Below are 13,546 nucleotides of genomic sequence, written 5' to 3' on the forward strand. Positions count from 1 at the left end.
AAGTATATCCATCTGTGGCTGCCGGGGCGATCTCCGCCCGCCGGCAGCAGGTTCCATGGGTATCGGTATCAGGTAAGCTGACGCAGGGTGAGCAGCGGCGGCTGGCGCAGCACGGAACGGGCACCCAGCCAGCCGGCCAGTCCCACTCCCAGGGCACCGCCACCGATGCCCAGCACCCAGAGCCAGGGGTTGAAGGCATAGGACAGGTCGAATACCTGACGGGCCAGCACCCAGCCGATGCCGCTGGCGCCCGCGCTGGCCAAAAGGCCCGCCAGGGCGCCCATGACGGTGAATTCCGCCAGCAGGCCCACCAGCACCTGACGCCGACCGGCGCCCAGGGTGCGCAGGATGGCGCTTTCCCGCCGGCGCAGATCGCGGGTGGCGTGAATGGCCGCGTAGAGCACGGTCACCCCCGCCGCCAGGGTGAACAGGAACACGTATTCCACCGCCAGACTGGCCCGGTCGATGATGTCGCGCACCTGTTGCATCAGGGCCCGCACGTCCAGGATGGTGATGCTGGGGAACTGCCTCACCATCGCCGTCAGCAGATCGGCACGCCCCTCCGCCAGATGAAAGCTGGTCACATAGGTCATGGGCTGATCGTCCAGCAGGACCGGCGGCGACAGCACGAAAAAGTTCACGTTGAAGGAATCCCAGTCCACGCTGCGCAGGCTGGTGACCCGGCCGGTCACGATCTCGCCGGACACATTGAATTCCAGCACGTCGCCCAGCGTAAGGCCCAGGGTTTGTGCCAGACCCTCCTCGATGGAAAACTCCCGGCCGTCGGTGTCGTCGGACCACCACTGTCCCGCCACCACCTGGTTGTCCGGCTGCGGATCACGGGCAAAGGAGAGGTTGAACTCCCGCGAGGCCAGCCGCTCCGCCCTGGGGTTGGCAAACGTCTCCGGACGCACCGGCTCGTCGTTCACCGCCGTCAGACGGCCGCGGATCATGGGGTAATAGGTGGGCGCCGGCAGGCCCTCGCGCTCGAACAGCGCCCGCAGGGGCTCCACTTGGTCCGGCTGGACGTTGATCATGAAGTGGTTGGGGGCCTCCGGCGGCAGGCTGCCCTCCCAGCTGGAAAGCAGGTCCACCCGCACCAGCGCCAGCAACAGCAGGGCCATGATCCCCAGACCAAAGGCCGCCAGCTGGACCGCGCTCAAGGCCCCGCGCCGGGACAGATTGGCCAGACCGAACCGCAGCGCCACCCCACCCCGGGTGCGCAGGGGCTTGAGTCCCAACACCAGCGCCCAGGCCGCGCCCCACAGCATCACCACCGTCAGACCGGCGCCGCCCAGGACCCAGGCCGCCAGCCGTACATCCCCCGCCTGCCACAGCAACAATCCGCCCAGGGCGGTCAGGGCCAGCACCAGGGCCAGCCACATGGCGGGGGGCGGCGCCCCCAGATCACGGCGCAGCACCCGCAGCGGCGGTACCTGACCGATCCGCAACAGGGCCGGCAGGCCAAAACCCAGGGCAGTCACCACCCCCACCCCAAGACCCGTGAACGCCGGCCACAGGGACGGCAACGGCAACGTGCCCGGGAACCACTGGGCCAGCAGGGCCGCCAGGAACCCCTGGGCCAGGAAGCCGAGCGTCAGCCCCACGGCACTGGCCAGCAGGGCCAGCCAGAGGATGCGCAGGATGAAGACCTGTAGCACGAAGGCCCGGGACGCCCCCAGGCAGCGCATGACGGCGCTCACATCGGACTGACGATCGCTATAGTGCCGGGCCGCCACCGCCACCGCACCTCCCGCCAGCAGCACCGCCACCAGAGCCGCCAGCCCCAGGAACTGCTCGCCCCGGGCGATGGCACCCTGCAGTTCGGGTCGGGCATCACCGACCCCTTCCAGACGCTCCCGCTCCGTCAGGTTCGCACCGGCCCAGTCACGAAACGCCGCCACCTGGGATTCGGTGCCGGCCACCAGCAGGCGGTGATTCACCCGGCTGCCCGGCACCACCAGCCCGGTGGCTTCCAGGTCCTCCAGATGAATCAGCACCCGGGGTCCCAGCTGAAACAGGTCTCCGCCCCGGTCCGGCTCATAGGTCAGGACCCGGGTCAGGGTCATCTCCAGATCCCCCACCTGCAATCGATCACCCACCGCCAGGCCCAGCAACTGGAAAAGGCGGGGTTCGGCCCAGGCCTCGCCCTGTCCGGGCACCTCGCTGATTTCCCCCTCGTCTCCGAAGAGGACGTCACTGACACGCACCGAACCCCTCAGCGGCCAGCCGTCGCTGACGGCCTTGACCTCGGTAAGCTGGGAGTCATCGCCGGCCATGACCACGCTGGGGAAGCTCACATGACGGGCCGTCTCCAGTCCCAGGCGCGAGGCCTCTTGGGCCACGGCCGGTGCCAGGGGGGCGGACGAGGTGATGCTCAGGTCCCCTCCCAACAACTGGGTGGCCTGCTGGGACATGCCCCGCTGCACCCGGTCGGTGAAGAAGCTGACCGAGGTGACGGCCGCCACCGCGATGACCAGGGCCATGGCCAGGATGCGCAGCTCACCGGCGCGCCATTCCCGTCCCAGGGACAGCCAGGAATACCGCAACACCTGGTTCATGCCGCCTCCAGCACGCCGTCATTGAGCCGGTAGCGACGCTCGCAGCGGGCCGCCAGCGCCATGTCATGGGTCACTAGCACCAGGGCCGTGCCGTAGACCGCCTTGAGATTGAACAGCAGGCGGATGATCTGTTCTCCGGTCTGCTGGTCCAGATTGCCGGTGGGTTCATCGGCAAACAGTACCCGGGGATGGGCGGCAAAGGCCCGGGCGATGGCCACCCGCTGCTGCTCGCCGCCGGAAAGCTGGCCGGGATAATGGGCCATCCGCCGGGCCAGACCCACCTGTTCCAGGGCCTCCATGGCACCGGCCCGGGCATCCCCGCCCCGCCCGGACAATTCCAAGGTCAGCATCACGTTCTCCAGGGCGGTCAGGGCCGGCAGCAATTGGAAAGACTGAAACACAAACCCCACCTGACCGGCCCGCAGCATGGCCCGCTGATCCTCGGTAAGGCCCCCCAAGGAACGCCCCAACAACTGAACCTCGCCGTCCGTGGGCAGGTCCAATCCCGCCAGCAGGCCCAGCAGGGTGGACTTGCCCGAGCCGGAAGCACCGACGATGGCCACCACCTCGGCATTTGCCACGGTCAGGTCCACACCCTTTAGAATGGCAAGTTCGCCACCCGGGCCATGAACGGATTTGACCAGACTGCTTGCCGACACCACGGCGGCGGGGGATTGAGACACCATGGGATCACGACTCCTTTTGTTGCTGTGCTTGTTGTGCCTGCCCGCCACGGCGGCGGCCGAACGTCCTGCCCTGCTGATCATGGGGGATAGCCTGAGTGCTGCCTGGGGCATCCCCGTGGAACAGGGCTGGGTGGCCCTGCTGGAACGGCGCCTGGAGGAAAACGGTCATGCCTGGACCGTGGTCAACGCCAGCATCAGCGGAGAGACCAGCCGTGGCGGCCTGACCCGCCTGCCCCGCGCCCTGGAACGGTATCAGCCCGAACTGGTGATCATCAGTCTCGGCGGCAACGACGGGTTGCGGGGCATCGCCCTGGGCGAAATCCGGGAGAACCTGTCCCGCATGATCCGGCTGAGCCGGGACAGCGGCGCGCGGGTACTGCTGGTGGGGATTCAGGTGCCGCCCAACTTGGGCAGGCATTTTACCGAGAGGTTCCACCGGATCTACCATGAACTGGCCGCGGAATATCAGGTTCCGCTGGTGCCGTTCCTGCTGGAGGGGGTGGCCCTGGAGCCGGACCTGATGCAGGCGGACGGCATCCATCCCACTGCCGAGGCCCAGCCGATCATGCTGGACACGGTATGGAAGGTGCTGGAGGCGGTGTTGGCACAAGGTGATCCGTAACCTGTCTGATCCGTCTTCCCCTCTGAGGGAGAAGGGAAAGGAAATGGCGGCTCAGCGGGGCAACAGCCGGGCCGGCAGTTCCGACACCGACCGCAGGGTCAGATCCGGTGGCGCACCGCCGTTCTCCCAGGCCAGGGAACGGGGATTGACCCAGGCGGTGCGCATTCCCATCCGGGCCGCACCACGCACATCACGCTCTGCGTCATCTCCCACATGCAGGGTTTCGGTCGCGGCCACGCCAGCCTCGTCCAGGGCAGCAGTGAAAATCCGCGAGGAGGGCTTGGCGGCCCCGGCGGCGGCGGAGGTGATCACGAAATCGAACCGGTCACCGATGCCGATGTGATGCACGCAGGCATTGCCGTTGGTGATGGCGCCGATGCGAAAATGCCCGCGCAGACGATCCAGGGTTTCCAGCACGTCGTCGTAAAGGGAAACCTGATTGCGGGCCTCCCAGAACACCCGGAACGCCGGTTCCACCAGTTCGTCCCCGTAGCCCGACTGGGCCGCCAGGATGCGCAGCCAGTGCTTGCGCAACCGGGTCATGTCGTAGTGCAGGTGCCGACGCTCGGCAAACCAGGCCTGGCGATGACGGATCATGCCCTCCAGATCGTGGCGTTCGGCGATGCGTGGATAGTGGACACCGAGCCAGTCATGGAAAACCCGTTCCGCGTTCTGGATCACCGGGGCACAGTCCCACAGGGTGTCATCCAGGTCGAAGGTGATGCAGCGTATGTTCATCCCGCAAGCATACCCAGTTGCGCGGTCGGAATACAGCCGGGGCTGACCCGCCCCTCACCCGGATTCCTTCACGTTAAACCCTGAAGCGCTCCACGGCCGCCCTCAGCTCGGCCGCCAGACGGGCCAGATCATGGGCGGCCTGGGCGGTTTCCCGGGCCCCGGAGGAGACATCATGGCCACTCTCGCTGATGCGCACCACGTTCCGGTTGATGTCCTCGGCCACGGCACTCTGCTCTTCCGCCGCGCTGGCGATCTGGCTGCTCATGTCGGTGATGGTGCCCACTGCGGCGACGATGGCGCGCATGGACTTATCGGCCTCGCCGGCCCCGGTCGAGGTGTCCTCCGCCCGCTTGCGGCCCGACTGCATCACCTGTACCGCGGCCCGGGCTCCGTCCTGCAGACTCTTGATCATGGACTCGATCTCCTGGGTGGAGCTCTGGGTCCGACTGGCCAGGGTTCGCACCTCGTCCGCCACCACGGCAAAGCCGCGCCCCTGCTCCCCGGCCCGGGCAGCCTCGATGGCTGCGTTCAGGGCCAGCAGGTTGGTCTGTTCGGCAATTCCCTGGATCACATCCAGTACGGCACCGATCTTCTCGCTGTCGGCCTCCAGTTTATGGATCACATCGGCGGCCCGGCTGATCTCGTCCGCCAGTTCCTGGATGGCCTGGATGGCCTGCGTCGAGATGGCCTGGGATTCGCGGGATTCATCATTGGCCTTCGCCGCCGCGGTTGATGCCTCCGAGGCACTGCGGGCGACCTCCATCACGGTGGAAGTCATCTCATTCATGGCGGTGGCCACCAACTCCGTCTGGGACTGCTGTTCCCCCACCCGCCGCAAGGTCTGGTCGGTCACCGTGGAGAGCTGTTCCGATGCCGCCGCGAGCTGAGAAGTGGCACCATTCACCTGCCCCAGGATCCTGCCCCAGGATAGTGCGAAAACTGTCACTCATGTCGTTGAAGGCACGTCCGCATCGGGTCAGCTCGTCATTCCCATCCGCTGGCACCCTGGCCTGCAGATCACCCTGCGCCATCCGACCGGTGGCCGTCACCAACTGGTCCAGGGCAGACGTGATCCGCCTCATCAGCAACCCTCCCACCGTCGCGGTGATGGCCAGACCCAGTAAGAAGATCAGAACCATCCCATTGCGTATCCGGCTGTGGAACACCAGGGATTCTTCGTAAACCTGACGTCCCACTTCCAGTTGCAGGTCCATCATTTCCCGCAGGGTGTCCGCGGCCTGCTGATAGGTCCGCGCAAGATCCCCCTGCAGGATCCGCTCCCCCTCCTGCCAGTTCCAGGACTCCAGCGCACTCACCAGCGGATCAATCCCCAGGCGCTGCAATTCACCACGCTGTGCATCGAAATTGCTGGCTAATCGGGCTTCACGGGGGGTAAGGAAGGTCTGCACGTACTCCGCCCAGATAAGGTCCATGCGCCGCTGGTTTTCCCGCACCCGCTCCAGGGATGAATCGATGACCTGCTGACTGGGGTCGCTCAGCGCCATGCGCAGGTTCATGCGGGAACTCATCAGCAACTCGCTGATGGTTCCCAGTTGCCCCATGGGCACAAGCCTGTCGTCATAGACGGTCTGGAGCTGGCGTTCGACCTGAGTCATACCCGTCAGTCCCATGAGTGCGATGGCGGCCATCAAGGCGAGGCTGACCAGGATCATGACGAACAGGCGCTGGCGGATGCTTAGATTGATTCCCATGGGATCCCCCCTGAATATGCCGTCAACATTCTGACAGGCACTCGACAGAATATGGACCTTTCTGTCGAATAAAGCGTTGATTCCTTCATATCGACCTGAGCGGGAATTACTTGAAAACCCAATGAATCCGCCAAGACGACCGTTACATACTTAGAAGGAATTGATAGACTTGCCCGCTCATACGATTCAGTCACGATGGAGATACGACACCATGAAGACCACCGCAAAAGCGCTGATTGCCGGACTGGCCCTGACTCTGGCCGTCGGTACCGCATGGGCCGTGGAAGCGGACGATGCCATAGAGTATCGCAAGGCCGTCTTCCAGGTCTTCAAGTGGAACATGGGCCCCATGGGCGCCATGGCCCAGGGCGACATGCCTTTTGACCGTGAAGTCCTGGCCAAACATGCCGAACAGATGGCCCGCACCGCCGATCTGCCCTGGCAGGGTTATGTGGACGGTTCCGATCTGGGTGATACCGCCTCCAAGCCGGAAGTCTGGACCAACCGCGCCCGCTTCGATGAGCTGGCCCGCAATTTCGAGGCTCAGGCCGCCCGTCTGCTGGAGGTGGTGAACAGCGATGCCGGAGAACGCGAGATCCGCATGGAGATCGGTCGCCTGGGTCAGACCTGCCGGACCTGCCACGACGATTTCCGCGTCTCCCGCCGCTGATCCGGAGGTAGGGGCTCCCTCCCCTTGCCCATGCCTGAGGTGAACCCTTCGGCAGCCTGGTGGGAGCTGGCTCGCTCCCACCAGGCATACCCTCGGCATCAGGGGATGTAGGTGATCCCCGCCCACACCAGGGCGGAACAGACCGCCAGCAGCACCACCGCCAACCACACGTTGGCAAACTTCACATCCTCGGCCCCGTACCACGTCACCCGCTTGCGCCCGGTGATCATGGGCAGGATCAGGTTATCCCGCTTCAGCAGCCAGTACAGCAGCACGGCCGTGACATGGATGCCCACCATGATCAGGATCAGATCAAAGTTGAGCTTATGCAGGCCGGTCAGCCAGTCACTGGTGGATGATGACACCATGCGGGCGAAGGGTCCCCGGTTGAAGATCTGATCATTGGCAAACAGACCGGTGAAGGACTGGAACATCAATAGGCCCAGCATGATCATCACCGCCCAGCCCCCCATGGGATTGTGACCGGGATGCCGATGGCCGTCGCCGCTGAACAGGCCCTTGAAATACTGGAACACCGTCACCGGACCGGCGAGAAAATCCGAGAAACGGGCCGACCGGGTCCCCATCACCCCCCAGAGGATCCGAAACAGCAGCAGGGCGATCAGCGCATACCCCAGCCACATGTGCCAGTGCAGGGTCATCACGTCCCGGCTGGTGTACCACAACCCGAACAGCAGGATCACCAGAGACCAGTGAAAGAGCCGGGTGGGCAGATCCCAGATCCGGATGATCTTGCCGTAATGTCTTGCATAACCCTTGTCCATGAAACCTCCCGATGGCCGTCGAAAAGGCCGACCATACCAAAAAACAGCGGCTGAAATGCTTCAATACCCCGTCATCTCCACATAGCCCCGCCCGGTCACCTCGCCTGCCTCCAGCACATCCACCGCCCCTTCCCAGTAACGCACCGAAAGATCCATCTCCTGATCCGGACGCACCGCCCGGATCTCCAGCACCCGCCCCTGCACCGGCAGATGCAGACGCCAGGCCACCGGGTAGCGATGCCCCGTCGGTCCGGTCCAGCGTTCCAGCACTTCCAGACGGGCCTGCTCGACTCCGATCAATGCGGATTCTCCCTCCGGCGTCACCCACAGCCCCTTGCTGAAGGGATCCTCGCTACCGTCTTCCCGCCGGAACCGGTAGTACATCACGTCATGCCCGTCCGCCAGCTGCAGGGAAAACCAGTCCCACCCCACCTGCCCCTCCTCCAGGGCGCTGGTGCTCCACTCCCGGTCCATCCAGGACAGGCCGGACACCCCATGTTCGCGCCCCTGGATACGAATCACCCCCTCGGTCCGCAGACGGGTGAAGGAATAGTAGTAAGAGGCATTGCCCGGTGCCGCGGACTTGCGGCTCAGACCCCGGTCCCCCTGCAGCACATGGGGCTTTTGCGGCATCAGCCGAAGCTCAAGCTCGATGTCGCCGGATGAGGCCATCAGCCGCCAGGGAAAGTCATTGCCCCCATCGGATGCCAGCACCCAGTCATCCAGCCAGACCCGGAACGGGTCCAGCCGTGCCCCGGCCAGCCCCATGGCGCCCCGGGAAAACCGCTCGAAGGCGCGATGCCCGATACCCGCCACGTCCGTGACCGCCAGATGGGCCATCCAGACCTGGTTGGTGGCCCAGGCCGAGGCGGATTCCGGGGCCGTCGGTGCCAGGCTTACCCGGAAGAAGGTGATCTGATAGCCGAACCGCCGCCCCGCCCCGTCGTCCAGGTTGCCGGTGATGTACCACCACTCGTTGCGAAACCCGGGATGGGGGCCGTGATCCTCGGGAAAGAGGAAGGTCCGGGGCTTGATGGCGCGTTCAAAGCCCTCATCCAGGTCGCCGCCCAGCAGGGTCATGGCATCCAGGGGCTGTGCCTCGGGCACACCAGGTCCGGGACTGCAGGCCGTCAGCCACACGACCGACAAGACCAGGGTCAGTACGCCAGGGAATGGTTTCCGGATCCACATGGGCTACGCCTCCCGCAGATGTTCGGCCGGACGCACCCGGGCCATGCGATAGCCGGGATATGCACCGGCCAGCAGGGATGCCGTCAGGGCCAGCAGCAGCCCCTCGACCAGTACCACCGGCGGCAGGGTCCGGGTCATGCTCCAGCCGAAGGAACGCTGATTGATCACCTCGATCAGGACATCGGACATGAGCATTCCCAGGGGGATCGCCGCCAGACCGGCGGCCAGGCCCAGCAGCAGGCTCTGCAAGGTCACCATGCCCGCCAACTGCAAGGGGGTCATGCCGGTGGCCCGTAATACCGCGTGCTCACGGGACCGCTCCAGTTGCAGGGCCATGAGGGCACTGAGGATGCCGATGAAGGCCACCCCCACGGTAAGCAGCCGCAGAACATGGGTGACGGCGAAGGTGCGGTCGAAAATGGCCATGGAGTGGGCATGAATCTCGCCGGCGGCGGTGATCAACACCGGCTCATCCAGCGTGGCGGCCAGCGCCCGGAGTTCGGACAACCCGCGCTCCAGGCTCACCCCCGGTGCCAGGTTCAGCCCCAGCGATGCCACGCCGGGATCATCCCAGTACCGGTCATAGAGCGTCCGGTGCAGGGTGACCATGCCCTGGGCCGCGCTGTAGTCCTGCACCACCCCCACCACCTGGAAGGCGCGCTCGCCCCGATCCGTGGGCAGGGTCAGGGCGTCGCCGACGCCAATGCCCTTGCGCCAGGCCAGCGGTTCCGAAATCAGGATCACCTCGTCGATGGCCAGGCGCTGCCAGATCCGGGCCGATGAGCCCCCTTCAAGATAGACATAACCATCGGGCGTCCGCGGGGAAGGGTCGATGGCCATCATTTCCAGAGGCCCCGAAGGGGTATGGAGATGGACCCGACGGGCGGTGCTCAGGTCGGTCACCGAGGGTAGCGACGCCACCCGGGCCGGCAGACTGTCGGGCAACACCGGGTTCACCCCCAGGGTGGAGCGCCCTGGGGCACTGACGTAGAGATCACTCTGCAGGGTCTGGCCCAGCCACAGGTCCACGCTGCCGCGGAAGCTGTCGACCATGATCCCCACCCCCACAGTGGCGGACACCGCAATGGCCAGGGCCGTGGCCGCCAGACCGGCGCGACTGATGCCGGCGCCGATGCCCCGAGCCGCCAGTCGTCCGGGAGCGCCGAACCCGCGTCCCAGCGGGCCGGAGAGCAGGCGAGCCATGAGCCACACCAGGGGAGGGATCAGACAGGCGTAGCCCAGGATCAGCAGGAACAGGGCAAAAAAACCCGGCAGCAGGCTCTGGCCGGGCCAGCCCACCAGGAGGAAGCCGGATAGCATGAGTACCCCGCCCGCCGGCAACAACCAGGGCAGAACCCGACGCACCCGGTGCTCCAGCCCGGAACGGCGCAAGGCCTCCCGGGGACTCACGCCCGACGCTTCCCAGGCAGGTCCCAGGGCCGCGATCAGAGTTACCCCCAGGCCCAGCAACAGCCCCTTCAGGATCACCGCCGGTCCCAGGGCCAGCTGGGTCACGGTGACCACGAAATACAGGTCTGTGACCGTCCGCGTAACCATGTGAACCAGCCCCTGGCCGATCAGGATGCCGGCCGCCAGGCCCAGCAGGCTGCCCACCAGCCCCAACAAGGCCGCCTCGACAATGATCCGTCCGGACACCCCCGCCCGGGTCATGCCCTGCATGCGCAGATTACCCAGCAGGTGACGGCGCCTGAGAACCGCAAAGGTCAGGGTGTTGTAAATCAGGAAGGCGCCCACCAGCAGGGCCAGCAGGCTCATGGCCAGCAGATTGACGTGAAAGGCCCGGCTCAGCTCGGCGGTGGCCCGGGTACGGGACTCGGCTGTTTCCACCCGGACCCCCGGCGGCAGGATCTCCCGCAGCCGGTCCACGTGCCCCTCATCGGTCAGGATCAGGTCGATGCGATCCAGGCGGCCGTGACGCCGGAGCAGGTCCTGGGCGGTGGCGATGTCCGTCAGCACGTAGCCCTCCAGCCCCGGCTCATCAATTTCCACGCGCCCCGCCAGGGTCACCGCATGGGCGGTGGCACCCACCACGAGGGAAAAGGCGTCATCCTCCGCCAGACCCAATCGCGTCGCCGTGTTCGCCGCCAGCATCACCGTGCCCGGCTCGGTGATCAGTCGGTTGATGCGCCCGTCCCGGCCGCCGGCGGCATGGTCCCGGAACGGCCGTTCGGCAAAGGGTTCCAGCCCCAGCAGGATGAAGGTCTCGCCGTGGATCCGCGCATGGCCCTCCACCACCGGGGCACTGTCCCGGAATCCCTGCAGGCGCAGCTGCGTGTAGAGCCCTTCCTCCAGTCCGCCGGGGCCGCCGACGAGCTGATGGGTGGTCCGCCCCGTGACCGTCTCCATGGACAGTCCGAAGGCGCGGGAGGCACTGCTGTTGGCAATATCCACCGCCACCACGATGGCCACCCCCAGGGCCACGCCCAGAACGGCAAAGATCAGGTTCCAGGGATGGCGGCGGTGATCCCGAATCAGTGCCCGGGTGGTCAGCCACCTCATGACGCCCCCCACGGCCGCAGGCGGCCGTCCATCAGTTCCCAGACATGGTCGGCCATGGCTGACACCTCCGGGCTGTGGGTCACCAGCACCAGCGCGCGCCCCTGTTCCCGTACCAGCCCATGCAGCAGCGCCATTACACGGGCACCGGTTTCCGCATCCAGATTGCCGGTGGGTTCGTCCGCCAGCAGCAGGGGCGGCTCATGGGCAAGGGCCCTGGCAATGGCCACCCGCTGCTGCTCACCGCCGGAGAGCCGATCAGGGAAGGCATCGCCCCGGTCCGCCAGGTCCACCGCTTGCAGCAAGGCCATGACCCGCCCCACCCTCTCCCCGGCGGGTACTCCATTGAGTTCCAGGGGCAAGGCGACGTTTTCCGCCACCGTCAAGGTGGGGATCAGATTGAAGAACTGGTAGATGAAACCCACCCGGGCGCGACGGTAAAGGGTCCGGTCACGCTCGCCCAGGGTGTCCAGACGCCGACCTTCCACCAGGATCCCGCCCTGATCCGGGGCCTCGATGCCGCAGATCAGATTCAGCAGCGTGGACTTGCCCGAGCCGGAGCGTCCCACCAGGGCCACGATCTCGCCGGCATGGATCCGGGCCGTCACCCGGTCCAGCACCATTCGCGTCTTCTCTCCCTCGCGAAAGGACTTGCTCACCGCCTCCAGCACCACCAGGGCTTCCCGGGTGGCGTGGGTCGTCGGATCCGTGATCTGCGTCTGCCGGTTGTCCATGGATATCCCGTTCACCGAATCGTCATGTGAAAACCTTAACATCAGCGGCCGAAACGGCCCCACCGGGCCGATCCTGACACCCGAGGGGAGCACACCGGCCCGTGAAGATCCTGATGATCAGTGATGTGTTCTTCCCACGCATCAACGGCGTCTCCACCTCCATCGCCACCTTCCGGCGCCAGCTGCGCCGGGAAGGCCATGATGTCACCCTGATCGCCCCGGCCTATCCCGCCGGACACGAGGGGGAATCCCATATCCTGCGCATCCCCTCCCGCTACGTGGTCCTGGATCCGGAGGACCGGATGATGAAGGCCCGGCGGATCATGGCCCATGCCGACGAACTGGCCCGGGAAGGGTTCGACCTCATCCATGTGCACACCCCCTTCGTGGCCCACCATGCGGGCCTGGCCCTGGGGCGGCGACTGGGCATCCCGGTGGTGGAGTCCTACCATACCTATTTCGAGGAATACCTGTTCCATTACCTCTCCTTCCTGCCGCGGACCTGGATGCGGTCCGTGGCACGTCACCTATCACGGCGTCAGTGCAATCAGGTGGATGCGGTCGTCGTCCCCTCCCGGGCCATGGCCGAGATCCTGACGGGCTACGGGGTGAAAACCCCCATGTCCATCATCCCCACGGGGATTCACCAGGAGGCCTTCGCTGGCGGGGACGGCGCGGCATTCCGGCAACACATGGGAATCGACCACGACACCCCCCTGCTGGTTCATGTGGGCCGGATTGCCTTCGAAAAGAACATCGACGCCCTGCTGCACATGATGGCCGACGTCCGCCGGGCCATCCCTGACGCCATGCTGGTGATCGCCGGCGACGGACCCGCCATGGGCCACATCCGCCGTCTCACCGGGCAACTGGGACTGGAAAAGGCGGTGCGCTTTGCCGGTTATCTGGACCGGCGCACCACCCTGCTGGACTGCTACCGGGCCGGCAACGGATTCGTCTTCGCCTCCCGCACCGAGACCCAGGGGCTGGTCCTGCTGGAGGCCATGGCCCTGGGCGTGCCGGTGGTTTCCACCGCCGTGATGGGCACCCGGGACATCCTGTTGACCGGCGAGGGCGCCCTGGTGGCGACGGACGACCGGGACCTGGCGCGGCAGGCGATCCGCCTGCTGTCCGACCCCGAGTTGCAACAGACCCTGTCGCACCAGGCCCGGCAATGTGCCCAGGACTGGAGTGCGCCGGAGATGGCCGCGCGCATGCTGGCGCTCTACGGCGCGGTCAGCAACGGCGCCCGGGTTGACGGACTGTCCCGAGACATTCCGTAGCGCCGGGCGGATTGCTATAATCGACCGCCCTGCACCCAGAGGCGGCC

General features: G+C 66.0%; 12 protein-coding genes. 3 read left to right on the top strand and 9 right to left on the bottom strand.

Annotated features, from left to right (window positions below; all coding sequences use genetic code 11):
* Positions 1-68: 68 nt before the first annotated feature.
* Together CKO35_RS06965 and CKO35_RS06970 are read right to left on the bottom strand one after the other, a co-directional pair.
* Complete coding sequence (locus CKO35_RS06965) at positions 69-2,561, bottom strand: ABC transporter permease (RefSeq protein ID WP_200173994.1); 2,493 nt, start codon at positions 2,559-2,561, stop codon at positions 69-71.
* A complete protein-coding gene (locus tag CKO35_RS06970) occupies positions 2,558-3,247 on the bottom strand; it encodes an ABC transporter ATP-binding protein (RefSeq protein ID WP_200173996.1) in 690 nt (229 codons plus the stop codon). The genes CKO35_RS06965 and CKO35_RS06970 overlap by 4 nt, the downstream gene beginning before the upstream one ends.
* On the opposite strand from CKO35_RS06970, the gene CKO35_RS06975 reads away from it, so the two are divergent.
* On the top strand, positions 3,246-3,869 hold the full coding sequence (locus CKO35_RS06975; RefSeq protein ID WP_200173998.1) for an arylesterase: 624 nt from the start codon (positions 3,246-3,248) through the stop codon (positions 3,867-3,869). The two genes, CKO35_RS06970 and CKO35_RS06975, sit on opposite strands and share 2 nt — an antisense overlap.
* Before the next feature lie 51 nt (positions 3,870-3,920).
* Here the strand turns inward: CKO35_RS06975 and CKO35_RS06980 are convergent, their stop codons facing one another.
* The 3 genes from CKO35_RS06980 to CKO35_RS06990 all read right to left on the bottom strand — a co-directional run bounded on the left by CKO35_RS06980 (position 3,921) and on the right by CKO35_RS06990 (position 6,319).
* Positions 3,921-4,607: an HAD family hydrolase gene (locus tag CKO35_RS06980; RefSeq protein ID WP_200174000.1), complete on the bottom strand. Its 687-nt coding sequence runs from the start codon at positions 4,605-4,607 to the stop codon at positions 3,921-3,923.
* Positions 4,608-4,680: 73 nt separating this feature from the next.
* Positions 4,681-5,394, bottom strand: a complete 714-nt coding sequence (locus tag CKO35_RS06985; RefSeq protein ID WP_200174002.1) for a methyl-accepting chemotaxis protein — start codon at positions 5,392-5,394, stop codon at positions 4,681-4,683.
* Positions 5,387-6,319 carry an MCP four helix bundle domain-containing protein gene (locus CKO35_RS06990; RefSeq protein WP_200174004.1) on the bottom strand — a complete coding sequence of 311 codons (933 nt, stop codon included), beginning with the start codon at positions 6,317-6,319 and terminating at the stop codon, positions 5,387-5,389. Before CKO35_RS06990 ends, CKO35_RS06985 begins: the two co-directional genes overlap by 8 nt.
* Positions 6,320-6,530: 211 nt before the next feature.
* Here CKO35_RS06990 and CKO35_RS06995 point away from each other — a divergent pair, with 211 nt between their 5' ends.
* Positions 6,531-6,989 (top strand): c-type cytochrome, encoded by a 459-nt coding sequence (locus CKO35_RS06995; protein ID WP_200174005.1) that lies wholly within the window; start codon positions 6,531-6,533, stop codon positions 6,987-6,989.
* 98 nt (positions 6,990-7,087) lie between these two features.
* Here the strand turns inward: CKO35_RS06995 and CKO35_RS07000 are convergent, their stop codons facing one another.
* The 4 genes from CKO35_RS07000 to CKO35_RS07015 are packed head-to-tail and all read right to left on the bottom strand — an operon-like array spanning position 7,088 to position 12,216.
* The gene (locus CKO35_RS07000) at positions 7,088-7,774 is read right to left on the bottom strand and encodes a cytochrome b/b6 domain-containing protein (protein WP_200174007.1); all 687 of its coding nucleotides are present in this window, start codon (positions 7,772-7,774) and stop codon (positions 7,088-7,090) included.
* Positions 7,775-7,834: 60 nt separating this feature from the next.
* Complete coding sequence (locus CKO35_RS07005; RefSeq protein ID WP_200174086.1) at positions 7,835-8,935, bottom strand: lipocalin-like domain-containing protein; 1,101 nt, start codon at positions 8,933-8,935, stop codon at positions 7,835-7,837.
* Between the two features lie 33 nt (positions 8,936-8,968).
* Positions 8,969-11,485 (bottom strand): ABC transporter permease, encoded by a 2,517-nt coding sequence (locus tag CKO35_RS07010; RefSeq protein ID WP_200174009.1) that lies wholly within the window; start codon positions 11,483-11,485, stop codon positions 8,969-8,971.
* Complete coding sequence (locus CKO35_RS07015) at positions 11,482-12,216, bottom strand: ABC transporter ATP-binding protein (protein WP_200174011.1); 735 nt, start codon at positions 12,214-12,216, stop codon at positions 11,482-11,484. Before CKO35_RS07015 ends, CKO35_RS07010 begins: the two co-directional genes overlap by 4 nt.
* A 101-nt stretch (positions 12,217-12,317) precedes the next feature.
* On the opposite strand from CKO35_RS07015, the gene CKO35_RS07020 reads away from it, so the two are divergent.
* Positions 12,318-13,499 carry a glycosyltransferase gene (locus tag CKO35_RS07020; RefSeq protein WP_338031764.1) on the top strand — a complete coding sequence of 394 codons (1,182 nt, stop codon included), beginning with the start codon at positions 12,318-12,320 and terminating at the stop codon, positions 13,497-13,499.
* Positions 13,500-13,546 lie beyond the last annotated feature (47 nt).

The organism is Ectothiorhodospira shaposhnikovii (genome assembly GCF_016584105.1).
GTDB lineage: Bacteria > Pseudomonadota > Gammaproteobacteria > Ectothiorhodospirales > Ectothiorhodospiraceae > Ectothiorhodospira > Ectothiorhodospira shaposhnikovii.